The organism is Savagea faecisuis (assembly GCF_042675605.1).
In the GTDB taxonomy this organism is placed as follows: Bacteria; Bacillota; Bacilli; order Bacillales_A; family Planococcaceae; genus Savagea; species Savagea faecisuis.
Genome location: NZ_JBHTJF010000001.1, coordinates 104,011 through 125,032, shown reverse-complemented (window position 1 = coordinate 125,032; position 21,022 = coordinate 104,011). Strand labels below are relative to the sequence as shown.

The following is a 21,022-nucleotide window of genomic DNA, read 5'->3' as shown; positions in this document are numbered from 1 at the left end:
TCCATCAAATAATCTGTAGGTTAATTGGTTCAAGATAACAATGTTTTCGAAGTTTATTTAGCTTATTTAGGGCTTTTTTATCTTCAATGATATGTTGGTATTTCTTTATCGTTTCGTTTGTTGTTGCGTGTATTAATACATGCACTTGTTTATGGACAATTCGTAGGTTTTTGTAATCGTCGTTGCCACCTAAATTTCTTGGTACTACATGGTGACAATGTAGTTCTTCTATGGTTAACTGATTCCCTGTGACCTCACACTTCATTTGTGTCATGGAAGCTCTTGAAACTCGGTTATCATTGTACTCAGCACTTTCATACGGATTATACATCTTTGCTAATTGAATAATATCGTCTCTTGTTTGACTTGTAAGACTTTTTGACGATTTCATTCGACCTTCCTTTGTATAATCACAAATATCTTGACTGAAATTCATTACTTTCTTATGCTGAACGTAATGAATTGGATAAATACATACGTTATGAATCTTCCATGTTTTCGATTCAGATTTCCCATAGAATTTCTTATATAGCGGTGACATATCGGTGTCATTTGGCTTTAAATGAGTTCCTACTTGTCTTAACTTATGGTGCATATATGGTGTCAACGTGAAGGCTAATTTCGCAAAGTCAATATTGCAGTAGGTAGCACAGCTATAGTATTCATGCCAACCTAAAATCATACTGTTAAGTTTTGTAACATGGGATGATTGAATGTTATCGGGGATAATTTTGACTTGCTCTTTTATCTCCTTTTTCATTCTTTCAAGTGCTTTGTCTGAAATATACGATTGAGCGACATATCCTCCAAAGGTTTTCCCCTTTTTCACAGCTTTGATTTTTACTCCTAAAAAGTCGGAGTAGTTTTTCCGCAAATGAATGATTTTTGATTTTTCCTCACTGATTTCTAACTTCAAGCGAATTTTCAGCCAGTCTTTAACTGCACATAGTATTCTTTTCGCACTTTGATAATCTCGGCACATAATTTTAAAATCGTCTGCGTATCTCACAATATACATTTGTTTCAAGTTCGTTTTCTTTTGTTGGTTATACTGACTTGCATAGGTTTTGTATATTCTTTGTGTTGTGAACGTTTCCCATTGCGAAGAAATCCACCAGTCCAGTTCATTTAGCACAATATTAGATAAGAGAGGGGAAAGAATTCCGCCTTGTGGTGTTCCTTTGTTTGGAATACCTTCTCCTTGAATGGGTGCTTTTAACATCGCTTTAATAATACTGATTAATTTCCTGTCCGTAATACCTAAAGCGTACATTTGCTTAATTAACTTTGTATGATTGACATTATCAAAGAAACCTTTAATGTCTATATCCACAGTATAATAAAATTTTCCAATGTTAATTAAACTCATCATTCTTGAAATGGCATGTTTTGTACTCCGGTTCGGACGGAAACCGTAACTGTGCGGATGAAACTTTGCTTCACATATCGGTTCTAACACTTGTTTAATACATTGTTGCACAAGTCTATCAATCATTGTGGGTATTCCTAAAGGTCTTGTTTTACCGTTAGCTTTCGGAATATGGACTCGTCTAACCGTATCAGGTTTGTAAAATTCGAACTTTTCCTGTACTGCTTGGATATACGATTCCAATGATTCATTCTTAATATCTTTTATTGTGAGTTTATCTGTACCAGCCGTTTGACTACCTGTGTTGCTTTTAATTGTGCGAAACGCCAATCGAATATTGTTTTCACTTGAGATAATGTTCATTAAATTTCGAAACGATTCGTTGTTTTGTGACCTTTTGTATAGGTCATCAAATATTTTTGTCATATCGTAGTAATCATTGTATCTATATTTGTTCGTCACTCTGTTGGGACAACTCCTTTTCAGAAAATTGTTTTCCCTTTCTTACCCGAAAAACAGAGTTTGTTTTGAATCAATTAATCTATTCCTATTTGACTTGTGCCTATCCCTCCACTATTTATTATCATAGTTTCATCGGTACTGTGGCACTACTTTCACCAAGATGAAGTAGCTTATTATACCCGAAGGATTTTCGTCTACAACTGTCCTCGACTATAAGTTTCTGTAATACAGATACAGTTCTTGGCTTCCCACGTTCCGAAGAGTCCCGTTCACGTAATACTTAGGTGCTTCCTTTGAGCCTGTTAGCTTGATACCGTCTTTTGCTCGGTATAGAGTTTTTCATAACGCAAAATCTTACTTAACTCCACTAACTTACCGTTTTTAGTAATACCTTATCATCACAGACAAGATAACCACCTATAGACCCGTACATTCAGAAGTTCGTCAGTACATTCATACATCCTCACCATATATTACAACCACCCGACTACTCTAAGTAACAGTTCTTAATTCCTGTTCACTTTCGCCGACTTTACCCCGCTTTAAACAGTTCCGTAATAGTCCACTTTCCTGCTTAGGGGAGTATCAGTGTGAGAGTTTCAGCACAGCATGACGGCTTTCATTTCTCTCAAGGATTCTTCAGTTTTCTAATAAATCGTCCCAACTAATATTTCTATTAGAATTTCGGATTAACGTGTCGCACTCGCATGGTGATCGGTGACGAGTTTATCGTTAACGACACCTTTTTGAATGACGAGCGGTTTCGTACGTGCAATTTGTTGTGCAATGTCACGGTACGTTCCACGGTTTACAGCACGGATGCGATCGAGTAATGTCGACTGCATGTCGCTCGTTAAATGTTTCGAGTCCGTTCGTGGATACGTTACAATTTTATGACGCTCGTACAAGTTTTGAAGCGTGTTTAACGTTTCTTTCGCACTCCATTTCCAACGGTGGAACGCCTCTTTTTGAAGCTCCGTTAAGTCGAATAACGGTTTCGCATACGTTTTTTTCGGTTTCGTTTCGACATGAACGACTTCTGCATCTTTTTCATTTTCGAGTTGTGCGAACATCTTTTTCATTTTTGATTCATCGAATGTGCGCGTATTGCCTTTCGCATCTTGCCAGACGAAAAGTGCATCATCCGTCTGTACTTCTAACCCGTAATACGTCTTCGGTTTAAAGTTTTGTATTTCTTCTTCTCGCGCACGGATCATCGCGAGCGTCGGTGTTTGGACACGTCCCGTTGAAAGTTGCGCGTTATGCTTCACTGTGAGTGCGCGCGTCGCATTGATGCCGACGATCCAGTCCGCTTCCGCACGAGCGACCGCTGCTGCGTATAAATTGTCGTACGCACGTCCGTCTTTCAATTGACGGAAACCGTCTTGAATCGCTTTATCTGTAACGGAAGAAATCCAAAGACGTTTGATCGGTTTGCGAATGTTTGCGCGTTCTAAAATCCAACGTGCTACTAGCTCTCCTTCACGTCCCGCATCCGTTGCGATGATCACTTCATTTACATCTTTACGGTTCAACTGTGCTTTCACCGCGTTGTATTGCTTCGTCGTTTGACGAATCGGGACGAGTTTAAACGGATTCGGAATGATCGGTAAATCTTCCAACGTCCATTTTTGATATTTTTTATCGTATTGTTCCGGTGTCGCATGTGTGACGAGGTGACCGAGCGCCCACGTGACGATGTAGCGGTCTCCTTCCAAATAGCCGTTTCCTTTTTTATGACACTTCAAGACGCGCGCGATATCGCGAGCGACTGACGGTTTCTCTGCAAGTACTACTGATTTTGCCATGTGATCCCTCTTTCCATTCATTCCTTTTAGTTTACCACGATTCTACTGAAAATAGAAAAAACGATAAGATGCACAAGTTGTGACACCTTATCGTTTTACTTTTATTTTATTGTAGGAGGTGCTTCTCCCGGCAAGTCTTTGTAACCTTTTGTCTCTTCGAAAGAAGTCGGTTCTACATAGTAGTCAACCACTTCTTTCACATTTTCTTCTTTCGCTGCCCCTTCTTCATCGAGGCGCTCTTTCACGCGCTCGATCGTCTTTTGAGGAGAAGCGAGTGCGACGACTGTATCTCCTGCGAACGCTTGAATTTCTTTATCTTCTGAGAAAAATTCGAGCGTTCCGTCTTCACGTTCGATGAACAATAAGACGGATTGATTATCTCGATCGCGCAAGTAGTTCGTGTAACTGTACTGTTTCGTAATGAGTGTACGTCGCATGACGTCTCCTCGAATGATGCGTCGCTCTAGTTCGGAAATGGGCAATGCCGGAATGAATAAAGATTGTCCTGCTTTCAACGGGCGTTCCGCTTCATCATTCACTCGGCGCGTTTCTGTTTGATACAAATGATCATAGCCTAAATCCGGACCGAAATCAGCGCACACATTTGCGTTGTAACGGTCTGAATGCGTCATCGCAATCATGTATTGATACGGCGTTAAGTCGACATTTAATTCGGTTTGTTCTAATAAAATATTTCCTGTATAGCTTTTAATCCCTTTATTTCGTGCACTTACTAAGTTCGAATAGTTGCGGTCGACAATCATGACATCATTGCCGGTTTTTTGAATCGCTTCCGCAAAGTCCGCAGCAAATTTCGTACCCCCGACAAGCAAGACACCAGAATCGTCAGTCGTCGCTAAGTTAAGCTTTTTCGCAACCCAACTGATTGAAAATCCGTGAAGGACGACGGTACCGAAGACGAGTGCGAACGTCAAGGCTGTTAAAATTTCCGCATCTTTATAGCCATTATCGAGTAAAATCGTTGCGAAGTATCCTGAAACAGTTAAAGCGACAATTCCACGCGGCGCAATCCAACCGATGAGCAATTTCTCACGGTAATTTAATTCTGTCCCAATCGTTGAAATCCAAATCGATAATGGACGGACGACGATTAACATGACGACGACGAATGCGATAATATTCGGATTCATAATTTGAAGCAAGACGTCAGGGCTGAGTGATGCTGTCAACATGACGAAAATTCCTGAAATGAGTAAAACTGAAATGTTTTCTTTGAAATGTTTAATATCATCGAGGCTTGAGATGCGCATATTCGCCATCATCATCCCCATCGCAGTGACGGCAAGTAAGCCTGTTTCGTGCATAATTTCATCCGATAATACGAATGTAAATATGACGACAGCAAAGAGTACCGGTGCTTTTAAAAACTCTGGAATTCCACCGCGCTCTAAACTGCGTCCGATAAACCAGCCAGCAAAGCAACCGATAAAGATCGCAAATCCAGAAGCGGCAAAGAACATGAGCAATGTATTGAAGTTCACTTCACCATTAATGTACTTAATGAACTCATAAGCAAATACTGCAAGCAAAGCGCCGAATGGGTCGACGACGATCCCTTCCCATTTTAAAATCGCAGCAGGTCTCGGCTTGAGGCGCGCTTGACGTAAAAGAGGCAAGATGACAGTTGGCCCTGTAACGATGAACAAGCCCCCGATAATCCAAGCGACTGCCCATGACAAACCGGCGACGTAATGCGCCGCGAGCGAACCACCAATCCATGCGATAAACGCACCGAATGTGACGATGCGACCGACTGGCTTACTAAACCCTTTAATTTCTTTAAAATCTAAATTTAAACTACCTTCAAATAAAATAATCGCAACAGCGAGCGATATAATAGGGCTGAATAAATCTCCCATCGTTTCTTGAGGATTGATAAACCCTAAAATCGGTCCGACGAGCAATCCTGCAATCGACATGACGACAATCGCTGGCATGCTGAATCGCCAAGCGACCCATTGCGAAATGATGCCGAGTAAAACGACGAACATGAGATCAAATAATAATGAATCGAACAACTATGTATCCCCCTATCTACTAACGAAATATCGACCATTCTACACTATACCCAATAAAAATGGAAACAATCTTCATCTTACGTTAAACTAAAAGTATTAATACATGTGAGGAGTTTTGTAAATGGACCGCAAACAAATTGAACGAGAAATGGAAGAAGTGAAGTACGACTATATGAACTTACAACATGACATCGAGAAATTAGAAGTGACAGGTCATGCGAAACAAGTCGAACAATCAGAAGAGCGTCTTGCGCGTATGGAAGAACGTTTACGTGAATTGCGCACAATGCTTGCGAATACACCTGAATAAACAAAATACCGTTTTCGTCAATTGACGAAAACGGTATTTTTTATTGATCCATTGGCAAAGTGATGACGATTTCGATTCCGCCACTCGCATTGCGTGCCACAATCGTACCGTGTTGTTGGTGAACGATTTGTTTGGCAATCGCAAGTCCCAGTCCCGTTCCTTCTATCGTCTCACTCGTATTCGTGCCTCGATAGTAGCGTTCAAACATTTGTTGTAACAATTGTTCTGGCAAAGGCTCTGCCTCATTCCAAATCGACAAAATCGCCTCATCGTTTCTACGCTCTACTCGTATACGGACGATTCCTTCCGAATACTTCAATCCGTTTGACACGACATTGTCTAACACCCGTTCAAAAGCGATAGCATCGAGTAAGACACTCGCTTCTTCTCCTTGTACAGATAGACGTGATGCTTGTATATGTTTTTCGCTATAATCTTTTACGTACTGAAGCAACTGAACTGGTCGCTCTTCTAAAGTAACTTGGCGATGTTGCAAGGCGTACGTGTAATTCAAATCATCGAGCAAAGCGTTCATATACGATGCTTTCTTTTCAATCGTTTCAGCGAATTGTCTCACTTCTTCTTCCGACCAATGATAGTCCGAATTTAACATGACTGCATAGCCGTACATCGAACTGAGCGGGGTTTTCAAGTCATGAGAAAGCCCTGTAATCCACTCTTCTCGCAGCTGATCATGTTGCGTGCGTTCTTCTTCTGCCAGCTGTAATTTTTTCGTCAAGTCGCGCAATGATTCATCGACACTCGCATTTGAACTACCACTAGGCTAAAGCCGTAGTGGATTCCTAAGTACAGAGTTCTAACGAGCTCTAATTGATTAGGCGATCCCCGTAGTCCCTACGGTTAGAAGTCTTTCGGCTTCTTTTTTGAGATTAATACTTGCGTTAATATCTCGATCGTGATGTGTATGACATGACGGGCACGTCCATTCACGAAGATTGAGATTCTTAACGTCTTTGTTTTTGTATCCGCAACACGAACACAATTGAGAGCTGGCAAACGTTTTAGATACCACGATTACTTGCTTACCGTACCATTTCGCTTTATATTCCAACATCGTTCTAAATTGATACCATGAAACCTCACTAATTGCCTTCGATAGTCTACGGTTCTTTAGCATATTGGATACATGCAAATCTTCTATTCCGATCACATCGTGGTTTTTGATGATTTCAGTAGAGATTTTTTGCAAGTAATCCGTTCGTGCATTGATGATCTTCTCATGAATTCTTGCGACTTTCCGTCTTTGTTTTTGATAGTTTTTAGCTTCGCTTAATTGACATTTTCGTTTTATTGCTAAATCTCGTCTTCTAGATAATATACGCTGTTCTTTTGCTAACTTTTCTTCTAGCTTACGAAACCATTTAGGATTACTAAATACTTCACCATTCGAAAGAATCGCAAAGTCTTTCAGACCAACATCTACCCCTATGGAAGAATTGGTTTTTGGTAATTTCTCTACATTAGTTTCCGCAAGTATCGATACGAAGTATTTGCCACTCGGGTTACGTCTAATTGTAGCGTTTAAAATACGTCCTTCCACCTCACGACTTTTAGCGAACTTTACTACGCCTAGTTTCGGTAATTTAATCTTATTCCCTACTATAGCGATATTGCCATTGACGTGTTTCGTAACATAAGATTGAACTTTATTCTTTTTAGATTTAAAGCGAGGTGCTTTATTTTGTTTCTTAAAAAATCTACTATATGCGTCCGCAAGATTTTTAAGAGAAGATTGTAAAGCGATACTGTCTACTTCTTTTAGCCATTCCAATTCTTTCTTTAATTGTGTTAATTGAGAAGAACAAGTCGAATAGGTTAACCCTTTGCCTGTCTCTTCGTACGCCTCTTTCCATTTAGCTAAAAAGTGATTAAATACAAAACGAGAGCAACCGATTGTTTTAGCAATTAAAACTTCTTGGTTTTTGTTAGGGTAAATACGAAATTTATACGCTTTGTGAATAAGCATTGCTTTTCACCTCCTTCATAGCATATACTAAATATATTTTGGACATACAGTGTATGTCAAGCATACATTTTAAAAAGGGGTGAGGCCGATGAAACGTGTAGCCAAGTTGATTAAGTTTCCGATAGATTTAGTAGTAGAAATCGAAAAGTACCAAAAAGAAAATTACATTTCAAGTTTCTCTGGTGCTGTATATGAGTTAATACGAAAAGGCTTGAATAAGTGATGAAATACGTTTCTCAACATTTCTGGAAGGAACAAACCTTTTGGAGTGATGGATACTTCTCATGCAGCATTGGAAATGCTAGCAAAGAGACTATTCAACAGTACATTCAAACATAAGGTAGTCAGGGCTTACATCCCCTAGCCTAAAGGCATAGGGGTTTTACGCCCATCCCAATAAAAAATAGACAAAGCCCACACATTGTTGGGACTTTGTCTATTTTTGTTTTAACGATTTGCACGTTCATATGCTTCGACTAATAAATCGACGATATGTACACCGTCCATTTTGTCAGATAATCCTTCACGTTCAATTCCGAGCTTCATTTGTAATAAGCATCCTGGATTTGTCGTGACGATCGTTTTCGCATCTGTCGCTTTTACGTGCGTCATCTTTTTATCTAAAATTTGCATCGACATGTCAGATTCCACTAAGTTGTAAATTCCCGCAGAGCCACAGCAACTGTCAGCGCCAACCATTTCGACAAATTCGACGCCTTCGATTGCGCGCAATAATTGACGTGGTTGTTCGCTTACCTTTTGACCGTTGCGTAAGTGACATGAATCTTGATATGTGACGATTTGACGTGGCAATGATAATTTTTGTTTATGGAAGTCGAGGTCTACTAAAATCGACGTAATGTCTTGAATTTTCGCTGAGAATGCTTCCGCACGCGCTTTCCATTCTGGTTCATCACGTAATAAGTGTCCGTAATCGACTAAAAATGCACCACATCCACCTGCGTTCGTAATGATGTAATCGACTCCTGCTTTTTCGAATGCTTCGATATTGCGCTTCGCTAACACTTTCGATTGTTCGACTTCTCCACTGTGACCATGGAGCGCTCCACAACAGCCTTGCCCTTCTGGAACGACGATTTCACAACCTGCATATTGAAGTAATTTCGTTGTCGATTCGTTCGTTTTTAAAAATAATGTATCCATTAAGCAACCGCCGAAAAATGCTACTTTTTTCGTCTTTTTGCCGATCGGTTCATAGTAGCGTGGACGATTTTGCATTTGACGTTTCGTCGGCGCTTTCGGCAATACTTTTTCCATCGTTGCCATCGTATCTGGAAGCATGCTCATTAAGCCGAATGAATGGGCGAATTTGCCGATTCCTGTACGTTGGTAAATGCCGAGTAAGTTAACGGCAGAAACCATTTCTTTTTGGTCCATGAAGAAGCGATTCAACACTTGTTTACGTGCAACCTTTTCTGTTGCTGACTGATTGTTCACTTCATAAATTGCATGGCGCGCTTGTTCTAACAACTGCCCGAAGTTTACACCTGAAGGACAAGCCGTTTCACAAGCACGGCAACCGAGACAAAGGTCGATGGAGCGTTTCACTTCATCGTCCGGCTCGATTAAACCATCAACGACACCTTTCATGATCGCAATACGACCACGTGGTGAATGTTTCTCATTTTGATTCGTCTCTTTATATGTTGGACAGCTCGGTAAACAAAAGCCGCAACGTGTACAGTTCATTAGTTCATCATAATCCATCTTCGCGACAAAGTTTTGTTGAATTTTTTTGCGTTCACGTGTTTGCATTTGAGCACCGCCTATCGTTGTTGTTTTGCTGTGAACATTTTACCTGGGTTCATAATCGCATTCGGATCGAGCGCAAATTTAATGTTACGCATCGCTTCAACGCCTGCTTCCCCAGCTTTCAATGATAAATAAGGAAGTTTCATTTCACCGACGCCGTGTTCTCCTGTGATCGTTCCACCGAGACGCACCGCTTCTTCGAAAATTTCTTTAAATGCTGCATCGACACGTTCCATCTCTTCTTTATCACGAGCATCTGTCAAGCAAGTCGGGTGTAAGTTTCCATCTCCTGCGTGACCGAATGTACAAACCGTTAATTCGTACTTTTTCGCGATGTCATTAATGATGGCAACCATCTCTGCAATTTTCGAACGCGGAACCGTCGCATCTTCTAAAATCGTCGTCGGCTTCATACGAGAAAGTGCCGATAACGCTGTACGACGCGCACTCGTTAATTCGTACGCTTCTTCTGGCGTTTGCGCAACTTGAACGTCCATCGCGCCTGTTTCCATACAAATTTCAGCCATGCGTTCTGTATCGCGTTCGACGATTTCTTTCGGACCGTCTTGTTCAATTAATAGTACTGCTCCCGCATCTGTCGGTAAGCCGATTTGTGCGAAGTCCTCCACGACGCGAACTGTCGCTTGATCGAGGAATTCTAAAGTTGCTGGGATGATGCGATTTTCAATAATAGCCGATACCGCTTTCGCTGACGTTTCTAAATCTTCGAATAACACGAGCATCGTTTTCGTCGCTTCTGGCTTCGGAATGAGTTTAAGCACAGCGCCTGTAATGACACCGAGTGTTCCTTCTGCCCCGACGAAAAGACGTGTTAAGTCGTATCCCGCGACGTCTTTCGCTAATTTACCACCCGTTTCGATAATTTCACCATTCGGAAGGACAACTTGCAAGCCAATGACATAGTCACGTGTTACACCGTATTTCAAACCGTGCAAGCCACCTGCGTTCGTACTGATGTTTCCACCGATTTGAGAAATGTTTACTGAACCTGGATCCGGTGGGTAAAATAACCCTTTCGCTTCTGCAGCTTCAATGATGCGTTGTGTGATGACACCTGGCTGTACTGTCATCGTTAAGTTCGCTTCATCAATTTCAATAATTTCGTTCATGTTTTTAAAGAGTAGCACGATACCACCTTTAGATGGTGTTGTAGAAGCACTCAAGTTCGTACCTGAACCGCGCGGAACGATCGGAATGCGGTTTGCATTACAAATCTTTACGATTTCACTCACTTCAAAAACGTTGCGTGGTGCAAGCACACAGTGTGGACGTGCTTGAAATCCTGGTGTCGCATCGTATGAATAGTTCAAAAGTGAAGACTCGCTATCAAAAACGTTTTCTTCCCCAACAATTGCGACGAACTGCTTTCGAATTTTGCTAGAAATCAATTTCTTTCACCTCTCGATTATTTGTCATCGACAACGATGTAAAACACTTCGACAGGTCCGTGCACGCCGACGACTAAATTCATTTCAATATCGGCACTTTTACTCGGCCCTGAAATAAAGCTGACACATGATGGAACTTTTCCTTCTTCTTTTAATTTACCACGAACCGTTTGCGCAGCTTGTGTCATTCTCGGGACAATTGTACTTTTCGGTACGATTGCGATATGCGCATGGGGTAAAAGACTAATGCCTCGTCCCATTTGTTCGTTCATAAATAAAACGACTGTGCCAGATTCCGCAAGTGTCACATCACTGAACGTAATCCCGACACGCGCTCGCTCTGCGAAGCGAAGGTTTTCTTCCCCTGCAGCCTCTTTCCAAATGTGCACGTCCATTTGATTTTTCAATTGTTCGTAATAAGCTGTCATTCCATATTCGTCATTACGACGGTCATCCGCTGCGATGACAGAGTCAGCTTGTAACTGCTTTAAAATACGGTCGATCGTCTCTTCAAGTTGCGCAAGTGTCACAACATCTACTGACGTATGACCGACTGCGCATTGTGCTTGTAGCGCTTCGACTAATTGGTCTTGTGACAGTCCTTGCAATACCGCATGTTGAGGTTGATGACGCCATACAGGCTTTTCGACAGGTGCTGTAATGCGAGCTCTTCCTAATTCATTCGCAATATTGTTTAAAAAATCTTCTTTTGTCGCCATCTTATTTCTCCTCCTTGCGGTTTTTGAACCAATGACGGAACGTTTCTTTCGGTGGTGCTGGGAAGTCACGCTCTTTCGTCCATTCTTTCAAAATGCTCGGTCCATCTGTAATTTTTTCATCTTTCGTCCACGGTTTCATCGCTGTGCGTGCGAGTTTTGAACTCAATTTGTACGCAGCAGGGTGAGATGCCCATTGAACGAATCCTTTCATCGCTACTTTTTCCATTTTCGGTGCCATGCCGAGCTCAACGATGTTTTCACGGTGACGCACGAGATGTTCATGGAGTGGGATTTTAACTGGACATGCATCTGTACATGCCGCACAAAGTGTTGAAGCATACGGTAATTCTTTATGGTTTTCATAACCGTCTAACAACGGTGTTAAAACAGCACCGATCGGACCTGGGTAAATAGATCCGTAAGCGTGTCCACCGATTTGACGATATACGGGACATGCGTTAATACATGCTGCACATCGAATACAGTGCAAAGCAGATTGGAATTCTGTTCCTAAAATTTTCGAACGTCCATTGTCTACGATGACGAGGTGGTACTCTTCTGGTCCGTCTGTTTCGCCTTCTTGACGTACCCCTGTAATCGCCGTAATGTAACTCGTTAATTTTTGTCCGACTGCCGAACGTGTCAATAAGCTGACGAGTACTTCCATCTCTTCCCACGTTGGGACGATTCGTTCCATCCCCATGACCGAAATTTGTGTTTTCGGCAATGTTGTAGAAAGTCGTGCGTTTCCTTCGTTCGTGACGAGTGTTACTGTGCCCGACTCCGCGATCGCAAAGTTACATCCTGTAATCCCGATATCAGCTGCTAAAAATTCTTCACGTAATTGTTTACGTGCAAACAATGCTAAATCTTCAGGCGTGCTCGTGCTATCGTAGCCACGATATTTTACGAAAGTATCTTTAATTTGTTCTTTATTCAAATGAAGGGCTGGTGTGACAATATGTGATGGCAAATCTCCATCTAATTGTAAAATCCATTCTCCTAAGTCTGTTTCGACAACGTCCGCTCCTACTTCAGCGAGCGCTTTATTTAAGCCGATTTCTTCTGTGACCATCGACTTTGATTTTACGACTTTTTTAGCATTTTTCGATTGCGCTACCTTTTTAATATATTCGTTCGCTTCTGCAGCATCTTTTGCGAAAAATACTTTACCGCCACGCGCTTCAACTTGTTCTGTCAATTGGTTTAAATAATAATCCAAATGATTTAACGTATGCGTTCGAATTTCTTCACCTAATGAGCGCCAATCTTCCCAATCACCTAACTCTTCAGAAGCCGCAAGCTTTCCTGAACGAAAACGCCCTTGCGCTGAAGCGATTGACTCACGCATAAAATCGTTCGCTACACCTTTGTCAATTCGTTTGTCATACGGATCGTTACTAATTCGAATGCTCATTTTTTCACTTCCTCATTTGAAAATTGGTTCAAAATTTCTACGATGTGTAATACTTCTACATTTTTGCCTTCACGTGTTAAACGACCTTGAATGTTCATTAAACAAGCCATGTCGCCACCGACTAAATATTCTGCTTCTGTTTCTTCGACATGATGCGCTTTTTCGTCTACCATACGTCCTGAAATGACCGCATTTTTCACCGCGAATGTTCCACCGAATCCACAGCAATCTTCCGCCTGTGGTAACGGAACGACATCTACACCTTCGATACTTTCAAGTAAACGTAACGGTGCTTCTTTCACGCCGAGCAATCTCGTCATATGGCATGATGGATGGTATGTCACTTTGCCTTTAAATGTTGAAGGAATTTCACGCACTTTTAACACTTCATATAAAAATTGTGTAATTTCATACGCTTTACGTGAGAATCTTTTCGCTTTTTCGCTATATTCCGGATCATCTTTTAAAATATGTTCGTATTCACGTAACATGTAAACACATGAACCCGATGGGCCGACGATATACTCTGCATCTTCAAAAACATCAATCATATGTTTCATCGATTTGATCGTTTCTTTTTTATAGCCGCTATTGTAAGATGGCTGTCCGCAGCACGTTTGACCTTCTGGGAAATCGACTTCACATCCGTATTTTTCTAACAATTCAACTGTCGCTTTACCTACTTGCCATGCAAAAATGTCTGCCATACACGTAATAAATAAAGATACTTTCATTTTGAACACGTCCTTACTTTTTAAACTCCATATAGTGTTGTAGTGAGTTTTCCACGTTTGTTAAGTGGAAAAACATTTCATCATGTGCCAAATCAGGACGTCGCTCGCGAATCGCATCATAAATGCGTCGGTGTTCCTTATATAAAGAAGCTGCTTTATCTTCTTTATACAAGAGAACGTTGCGCGTATCCCGTAAAACATCACGCATAATTTCAGAAACCGACTGCATAAAGTGAATGAGCACTTCATTCTGTGTTGCCTTCGCAATCGCTAGATGAAATGCCATATCCGCCTCTTCTCCTGTTTGACCTTGTATATCCGCTTCATACATTTTTTGTAAAGCGTCTTCTAATTCTTTTAAATCTTCCTCTGTCCGATGCGCCGCTGCTAATTTTGCTGCTCCAACTTCCAAAACTTTACGCACTTCGTACATATCGCGAATTTGCTTTTCATTCATCAATAAACTGTTCGCTACTTGTGCTGAAAAATTCAATGAATCAAATTGTGCCACGAATGTACCCTCTCCTTGGCGTATGTCAACATAACCGAGAGCGCGCAGTGCACTCATCGCTTCACGCACTGCGGATCGACTCACATTATAATTTTTTGCGAGCTGCTCTACTGAATCGAGACGATCTCCTGGTTGCCAATGACCTGCCTCAATTTGACTTTTTATTAAATCTGCTATTTCTTCGTATATTTTTTTCGGTGGTGTAAATTTTGTCATGTTATAGCCTCCTCAAACTGTCAAAGAAAGACAATCTGTTTAATATAGCTATATTACTACATGAACGACAAAACAATAAAGCCTCCGAGTCCTGCGAGTAAACAGTATGCAATGGAAGGTAAAATTGTTTTACGGATAATGTCTCCTTCTTTACCTGTTAACCCTACAACTGTTGATGCAGATACGACGTTATGCACACAAATCATATTTCCGGCTGCTGCCCCTAACAATTGACCAGCGAGTACCGTATTGACATCCGTACCGACTTGCATCGCAATACTTTCTTGAATTGGTGAGAATGTCAATGTCGAAACAGTCGCGCTTCCTGTAATGAATGCGCCGAGCTGTCCTAAAAACGGTGCGACGAAAATCCATACAGACCCTAAACTTCCTGCTAATGCTTCTGCAATATATTGCGGCATGCTAAGTAAATCATTCGTATTCATTCCCGAGTTCGTAAACACTTGAACGAGCGCTAACGTAAAGAGTAATGAGAATCCAGCATTTTTGATTGATACTAATGCCTCTTTACCCGCTTTTGTGAAGTTATTGACCGATTTCCCTTGAATAAATACAGCTAAAAATGCTGCGATAATTAAAATTGTTCCAGGTGAGTATAAAAATTCCCAACCTGATGTGATGCCTTCAACACCTAAAATGTTGCGCCACGTTAAATCAATTGCCCCTTGTGCGAATGATTTAATCGATGGTACGACACGTGTTAATAACAATAATCCAACAACGACAAGGTATGGTGACCATGCGCGAATTAAGCCCATTTCTGATTTCGTCGTCTTCACTTCGAAATCGTCACGCATAGCATCTTTCCACTCTTCTTTCGGTAATAAGAAGCCTGCTTTCGCTGTAAGTGTCGCAACGACGAGAGCTGTCAATGATGCGAGGATTGAAACGAATTCTGGTCCGAATAAGTTCGCATATAAAAATGCTGATGCTGTGTAACTTAATCCGACTACGAATGCCCAAGGGAACATTTTGAATGCGTCTTTTAATCCTTTATTTTTTCCGAAGAAGAACGTCAACACCATAATTAAAATAAATGGTGTGAATGTTCCTGCCATTAAATCGATTGTCGTTGCTTTAATCGCAACTTCTTGGAAGAAGTTTGGATCCGTCGCAACACTCTCTAAGTTACTTAATCCGACGAGTACAGGTGTTCCGACCGCTCCGAATGGAACCGGTGTACTGTTAGCAATGAGTGCGAGTACTGCGGCTGCCATCGGATTAAATCCAAGTGCGAACATGAGCGGACCTACAACCGCTGCTGGTGTTCCGAACCCTGCTGCCCCTTCAATTAATGAACCGAACAAAAATCCAACGATAATAACTTGAACACGCATGTCTCCAGAAATGCTTTGGAAACCTTGGTTAATACGGTCGACTGCTCCCGTATGTGTGAGCGTATTCAATAATGCGATCGCTCCAAATAAAATTAATAAAATCGTTAATGCTTTATGCGCCCCTTGTAATGTAGACGCCATGACAATTTTGCCATCCATGCCCCAAACTGTCAGTCCGAGCAAAATGACGATGATCGAACTGAGCGCCATCCCTTTCAATGCGGACATACGCATAATAACTAGGAAAAACAACGGCGCGATAATTGCTGACAATGCGACGAGTAACATGTTCACTACCTCCTCATTTTCCATTTCATAATTCATAAGGTCTTCTTGTGTTATGGTCATCTGATGACCATACTCAAAAAAATAGTAGAGATGCATCTATCAGCGATCATACTTTATTTATTATAACAGTTATGGTCATCTGATGTGTGAACTGATAGCGCTTTCACTATTTTTAAAAGTATATTGTCAAATTATCATATTTAATAGTAAATAGCAACTAGTGATTTGTGAAATATTATCGCATTTTTTACATTTAAACACTGTTTCAGACAATTTTTTATACATTTTTAAACTAAAAAATCACTTTAAGGAGAAAACCTTAAAGTGATTGAGCGAATTGTGAGCATGCAACTTTTACTTACAGTAAACGTTCTTATATTTGAACGACATATTCTGTTAACGACTCATCTTTTTGCATGAGCTCACGTAAATATTTTTTAGCACGGAACAAACGTGATTTTACCGTACCAATCGATACTTTCATCTCTTCTGCAATTTCAATTAATGAATATTGCGAGACATAAAATAATTCGATTGTTTTACGGTAAATGCCGTCTAATTCTCCAATTTTTTGTTGAATGATTTGTTGCATATCTTCTTTTTCAATTGTTTCACCTGGCGTTAACGTATCGCTCGGCACGAGGTCGAGAATCGGAACGTCTAATGAATCGGGTTGGTTCATGACGTATTTGTTGCGACGCACATTTTTACGATAACGATCGCGGAATGTATTCATACAGATCGTCGTAATCCACGCCTTCATTTTATCGACTGTTTCAATTTTTCCTTCATAACGGACAATTTTCACCCAAACGTCTTGCATTAAATCTTCCGCTTCTTCTTTATTACGTGTTAATTTTAAACATAAATGATATGTATATTTACCATACTCTTCATATAAATTTTGTACTGTAGTCATTGCTACCGCCTCCATCTAATTCGCTTTGTACTCTTATTATGCAAAAAAAGCAAAAAACGTACTATCGGAGTTCCTTTCATTTACATTACAATTTTGTAAGGCAAAAAATAGATGACTTCTCCGCATTTACAGTTGGAGAAATCACCTATTATTATTCTTTCGTTATTTCTTCTACTTCTTCTTTGCGAATCGTCATTTTCATAATGCGACTACGTTCCATCTCATCGATCGTAAACGTATGGTGATGATAGTTTAACGTTTCGCCTACTTCTGGAATTCGACCAAACTCCTGCATGAAAAATCCACCGATCGTTTCATTTTCGTCTGGTAACTCCATCTCTAACAATTCCATCGCATCTTCCAAATCTAAACGTCCGCTACAAATTAACGTATGTTCATCGTGGAAGTATATCACTTGTTCTTCCGCTAAATCGGTCTCATCTTCAATTTCTTGACCAATCATCTCTTCGATAATATCTTCTTGCGTCACAATTCCGAGCGTTCCTCCGTATTCATCTAAAATGATCGCCATATGTTTTTTATGCGCGAGCATCAATCGAAATACTGTTTCAACACTCATCGTCTGAACGACAAATAATGGTTCCATATCGATATATTGTTTCATCGGTCGATCCGGATGTATCGACCATTCGATTAATTTTTTTGAGTAAAAAATACCGACGACTTTATCGATGCTTTCTTCGTAGACAGGATAACGTGTGTAAAAATACTCGAGCACTGTATCTCTTGCTTCTTCATATGTCGTATCGACCGTTAAAGCGACGACATCGGTACGGTGCGTCTCCATAACATCGAGCACGTCTTTCTCAGGGAAATCGAGAATTCCTTTAATTCGTTCTGTCTCTTCCTTCTCAAAAGCCCCTTCCACTTGTGCGAGATCAACCATCGAACGCAAATCATCTTTCGTCAATGTCGCTTCCGTCACTTGCCCTTTACTAATGATACGAATGAATAAATTCGTAAACTTCGACAGTAAAAACGTTAAAGGCGTTAAAACGAAAACGAGCAAACGAATGACAGGTGCGACGACGTATGCGATTTTATCCGCAAACGTTGCGGCAATTGTTTTCGGCAACACTTCTCCAAAAATGATTAAAATAATCGTCAACGTTCCTGTCGCAAGTCCGACTTGCCATGATTTCTCGATTGCGATCATCGTCACGAGTGTCGGCAACATAATGTTGGCGATATTGTTTCCGATTAAAATGGCGGTAATCATTCGATCCGGTTGTTGTAAGAGCGCATCGAGTTTTTGCGCAGCGACATCGCCATCATTCGCACGGAAACGAACTTTCATTCGATTCACCGCCGTGAGCGCTGTTTCGCTCCCCGATAAAAAGAATGACATGAATAAAAAGAATGCTAACGCAATAAACAAAAGCGTCTCCTCCAGTAATTTTTAAAGTGTTCCAATTATATCATATCTCACATTTCAAACGTATCATTTCGGTATTGAAAATATGTTTCTGCTATACTGAAAGGGAATTGATTTTATGAAAGAAAAGAGGAATTTCGATGACACAATATTCAACATTCGATGCGTATTTTCGCGAACATCGCGAACGTCACTTACAAGAATTGACAGACTTTTTACGCATTCCGAGCATTAGCGCTCTATCTGAGCATAAAGAAGATATGACGACAGCTGCGAATTGGCTCGTGCAATCTTTCCAAGAAGCAGGGCTCGAAAATGTCTCGATCGATGCGACGGACGGACATCCTGTCGTATATGGCGACTGGTTACATGCGGAAGGTAAACCGACAATTTTAGTGTACGGACATTATGACGTACAACCTGTCGATCCATTAGAGCTCTGGGAAACACCTCCTTTCGAAGCGACGGTGCGCGACAATAAATTGTACGCACGTGGAGCGAGCGACGATAAAGGACAAGTGTTCATGCATATTAAAGCAGTTGAAGCTTTAATGAAGTCATTCGGCAAACTTCCAGTCAACGTGAAATTTATGATTGAAGGGGAAGAAGAAGTCGGTAGCCCGAATTTAGAGAAATATATTGAGGAAAATAAAGAAAAATTAGCTTCAGATATTATTGTCATTTCAGATACAGGAATGGTCGGCCCAGGTAAGCCTGCAGTATTATATGGGTTGCGTGGACTCGCTGGCGTACAAATCGATGTGAAAGGCGCAAAAGGTGATCTCCATTCAGGACTTTACGGAGGCGCTGTCCAAAACGCACTTCACGCACTCGCTCATATTCTCGGCAGCTTCCGTGATGCGGAAGGCACGATTCAAGTTGAAGGATTTTACGACAATGTCCGCGAATTATCAAAAGACGAGCGTGCGGCATTCGCAGCGATTCCGTTCGACGAGCAACGAGTGAAAGACGAATTACAAGTCGATACACTATTCGGCGAAAAAGGGTTCACGTATTACGAACAAACGTGGGCACGTCCGACACTCGAAGTGAACGGAATGCACGGCGGATTTTCGGGTGAAGGGATTAAAACGGTATTGCCGAACGAAGCGAGCGCTAAAATTTCTTGTCGACTCGTACCCGACCAAGATCCAGATGAAATCGTCGATAAACTGAAAGCGCATATCGCGAAACATACTTTACCTGGTGTTACGGTAGAAGTGACAGAATTCGATAAAGGAAAACCGTTCATCGCACCGTTCGACCACCCTGCTATTCAAGCGGCGAGTCGCTCATATGAAAAAGTGTACGAAACACCGACATCATTCATTCGCGGTGGCGGTTCTATTCCGATCGTTGCAGCATTTGACGAAATTCTTCAAGTTCCTGTCGTCTTAATGGGCTTCGGATTAGATACGGAAAACTTCCACGCACCGAACGAGCACTTCCATCTCGAAAACTTCGATCGAGGACTGCGCGTTCTTGCTGATTATTATTTTGAAATTGAACAATCACTTTAAGATAAAAAGATGTCGCTTTTCATACGGCGACATCTTTTTTATATTTATTCAAATAATGTGACAAGCTCGTCGAATGGTTTGCGCTCTTTCACTTTCGGTTCCACATCATAATAACCGAATTGAAGCATGCTCATAATGCGCTCCCCTGGTTGAACTCCTAATCTCTCACGGAATGTTGGATTGTCTAAAAACGGTGGTGTCTTCCAGCACGACCCAATTCCTTGATCCCATGCAAGCAACTGTGCGTTTTGGATAAGTGCACTTGCTGCCCCGTAATCTTCGAGACGCTCTTTTTGGCGCACATCTTCTGGAACGATGACGAATACGACGCCACCGACTGTCGTAAACTTACGCATCTGCTTTTCTAACGTTTCTTCATCTAGTTGCTTCCAGTTCGGAATCGCTACTTCACGAATGACAGGTAAAACATTCTCGTAACGCTCGCCCCCTGCCACAACGAAACGCCAAGGATTGCGCATCCCGTGGTTCGGCGCCCACGTTGCATCTTCTAAAATCGCAAGTAAGTCTTCTTCCGCTACTTTTTTCCCGTTAAACGCTTTAATTGAACGACGTTGAATAATCACGTCACGTACAGATAATGATTGTTTTGTCATAACCATTCTCCTTTATTATGTATAGTCCCCATCATTATACCTCAAGTTGTAGGAAAATTAGAAAAATTTGCTTTCGCTTCTGTAACCGAATGTTCATAATTCTCCATATGATTTTTGTCATATTGTGTCGATTTTCAATATTTTTCACTGTATAGTGAAAATCATTATAAAAC

The 21,022-nt window shown here is 41.1% G+C and carries 17 protein-coding genes and 2 pseudogenes; 4 read left to right on the top strand and 15 right to left on the bottom strand.

Annotation, left to right across the window (positions count from 1 at the left end; translation table 11 throughout):
- Window positions 1-4: 4 nt before the first annotated feature.
- From ltrA to ACFQ0V_RS00610, 3 genes and pseudogenes are all read right to left on the bottom strand, one after another.
- Window positions 5-1,831, bottom strand: a complete 1,827-nt coding sequence (gene ltrA, locus ACFQ0V_RS00620) for a group II intron reverse transcriptase/maturase (RefSeq protein ID WP_381008689.1) — start codon at window positions 1,829-1,831, stop codon at window positions 5-7.
- Between the two features lie 704 nt (window positions 1,832-2,535).
- Window positions 2,536-3,639 (bottom strand): annotated as a pseudogene (locus tag ACFQ0V_RS00615) (DNA topoisomerase); the annotation flags it as partial.
- A gap of 101 nt (window positions 3,640-3,740) precedes the next feature.
- Entirely contained in the window at window positions 3,741-5,678 is a 1,938-nt protein-coding gene (locus ACFQ0V_RS00610; RefSeq protein ID WP_381008687.1) for a cation:proton antiporter, read from the bottom strand.
- Window positions 5,679-5,799: 121 nt separating this feature from the next.
- Here ACFQ0V_RS00610 and ACFQ0V_RS00605 point away from each other — a divergent pair, with 121 nt between their 5' ends.
- Window positions 5,800-5,988, top strand: a complete 189-nt coding sequence (locus ACFQ0V_RS00605; RefSeq protein WP_381008686.1) for an SE1832 family protein — start codon at window positions 5,800-5,802, stop codon at window positions 5,986-5,988.
- Between the two features lie 40 nt (window positions 5,989-6,028).
- Here the strand turns inward: ACFQ0V_RS00605 and ACFQ0V_RS00600 are convergent, their stop codons facing one another.
- Both ACFQ0V_RS00600 and tnpB read right to left on the bottom strand, forming a co-directional pair.
- Window positions 6,029-6,727 (bottom strand): sensor histidine kinase, encoded by a 699-nt coding sequence (locus ACFQ0V_RS00600; RefSeq protein ID WP_381008684.1) that lies wholly within the window; start codon window positions 6,725-6,727, stop codon window positions 6,029-6,031.
- Window positions 6,728-6,823: 96 nt separating this feature from the next.
- Entirely contained in the window at window positions 6,824-7,975 is a 1,152-nt protein-coding gene (gene tnpB, locus ACFQ0V_RS00595; RefSeq protein WP_381008682.1) for an IS200/IS605 family element RNA-guided endonuclease TnpB, read from the bottom strand.
- 88 nt (window positions 7,976-8,063) lie between these two features.
- Between tnpB and ACFQ0V_RS00590 the strand changes: the two genes are divergently transcribed.
- Together ACFQ0V_RS00590 and ACFQ0V_RS00585 are read left to right on the top strand one after the other, a co-directional pair.
- On the top strand, window positions 8,064-8,198 hold the full coding sequence (locus ACFQ0V_RS00590) for a hypothetical protein (RefSeq protein ID WP_381008680.1): 135 nt from the start codon (window positions 8,064-8,066) through the stop codon (window positions 8,196-8,198).
- 8 nt (window positions 8,199-8,206) lie between these two features.
- Window positions 8,207-8,314: pseudogene (locus ACFQ0V_RS00585) on the top strand (transposase); the annotation flags it as partial.
- Window positions 8,315-8,422: 108 nt separating this feature from the next.
- Here the strand turns inward: ACFQ0V_RS00585 and ACFQ0V_RS00580 are convergent.
- The 9 genes from ACFQ0V_RS00580 to ACFQ0V_RS00540 all read right to left on the bottom strand — a co-directional run bounded on the left by ACFQ0V_RS00580 (window position 8,423) and on the right by ACFQ0V_RS00540 (window position 18,718).
- Window positions 8,423-9,751 (bottom strand): (Fe-S)-binding protein, encoded by a 1,329-nt coding sequence (locus ACFQ0V_RS00580; protein WP_381008678.1) that lies wholly within the window; start codon window positions 9,749-9,751, stop codon window positions 8,423-8,425.
- An 11-nt stretch (window positions 9,752-9,762) separates the two neighbouring features.
- Window positions 9,763-11,157 carry an FAD-linked oxidase C-terminal domain-containing protein gene (locus tag ACFQ0V_RS00575; RefSeq protein ID WP_381008676.1) on the bottom strand — a complete coding sequence of 465 codons (1,395 nt, stop codon included), beginning with the start codon at window positions 11,155-11,157 and terminating at the stop codon, window positions 9,763-9,765.
- 17 nt (window positions 11,158-11,174) lie between these two features.
- Window positions 11,175-11,876 carry a LutC/YkgG family protein gene (locus ACFQ0V_RS00570; protein ID WP_381008674.1) on the bottom strand — a complete coding sequence of 234 codons (702 nt, stop codon included), beginning with the start codon at window positions 11,874-11,876 and terminating at the stop codon, window positions 11,175-11,177.
- 1 nt (window position 11,877) lies between these two features.
- Window positions 11,878-13,293 carry a LutB/LldF family L-lactate oxidation iron-sulfur protein gene (locus tag ACFQ0V_RS00565; protein ID WP_381008672.1) on the bottom strand — a complete coding sequence of 472 codons (1,416 nt, stop codon included), beginning with the start codon at window positions 13,291-13,293 and terminating at the stop codon, window positions 11,878-11,880.
- Window positions 13,290-14,027, bottom strand: a complete 738-nt coding sequence (locus ACFQ0V_RS00560; RefSeq protein WP_381008670.1) for a (Fe-S)-binding protein — start codon at window positions 14,025-14,027, stop codon at window positions 13,290-13,292. Before ACFQ0V_RS00560 ends, ACFQ0V_RS00565 begins: the two co-directional genes overlap by 4 nt.
- Before the next feature lie 13 nt (window positions 14,028-14,040).
- The gene (locus tag ACFQ0V_RS00555; RefSeq protein ID WP_381008669.1) at window positions 14,041-14,754 is read right to left on the bottom strand and encodes a FadR/GntR family transcriptional regulator; all 714 of its coding nucleotides are present in this window, start codon (window positions 14,752-14,754) and stop codon (window positions 14,041-14,043) included.
- Window positions 14,755-14,810: 56 nt separating this feature from the next.
- Window positions 14,811-16,400 carry an L-lactate permease gene (locus tag ACFQ0V_RS00550; protein WP_381008667.1) on the bottom strand — a complete coding sequence of 530 codons (1,590 nt, stop codon included), beginning with the start codon at window positions 16,398-16,400 and terminating at the stop codon, window positions 14,811-14,813.
- Between the two features lie 373 nt (window positions 16,401-16,773).
- Window positions 16,774-17,319: an RNA polymerase sigma factor gene (locus ACFQ0V_RS00545; protein WP_381008665.1), complete on the bottom strand. Its 546-nt coding sequence runs from the start codon at window positions 17,317-17,319 to the stop codon at window positions 16,774-16,776.
- Window positions 17,320-17,470: 151 nt separating this feature from the next.
- Window positions 17,471-18,718: a hemolysin family protein gene (locus ACFQ0V_RS00540; RefSeq protein ID WP_381008663.1), complete on the bottom strand. Its 1,248-nt coding sequence runs from the start codon at window positions 18,716-18,718 to the stop codon at window positions 17,471-17,473.
- Between the two features lie 137 nt (window positions 18,719-18,855).
- Between ACFQ0V_RS00540 and ACFQ0V_RS00535 the strand changes: the two genes are divergently transcribed.
- Entirely contained in the window at window positions 18,856-20,235 is a 1,380-nt protein-coding gene (locus ACFQ0V_RS00535) for a dipeptidase (protein ID WP_381008661.1), read from the top strand.
- Between the two features lie 44 nt (window positions 20,236-20,279).
- Here ACFQ0V_RS00535 and ACFQ0V_RS00530 read toward each other — a convergent pair whose 3' ends face one another.
- The gene (locus ACFQ0V_RS00530) at window positions 20,280-20,849 is read right to left on the bottom strand and encodes a nitroreductase family protein (RefSeq protein ID WP_381008659.1); all 570 of its coding nucleotides are present in this window, start codon (window positions 20,847-20,849) and stop codon (window positions 20,280-20,282) included.
- Window positions 20,850-21,022: the final 173 nt, after the last annotated feature.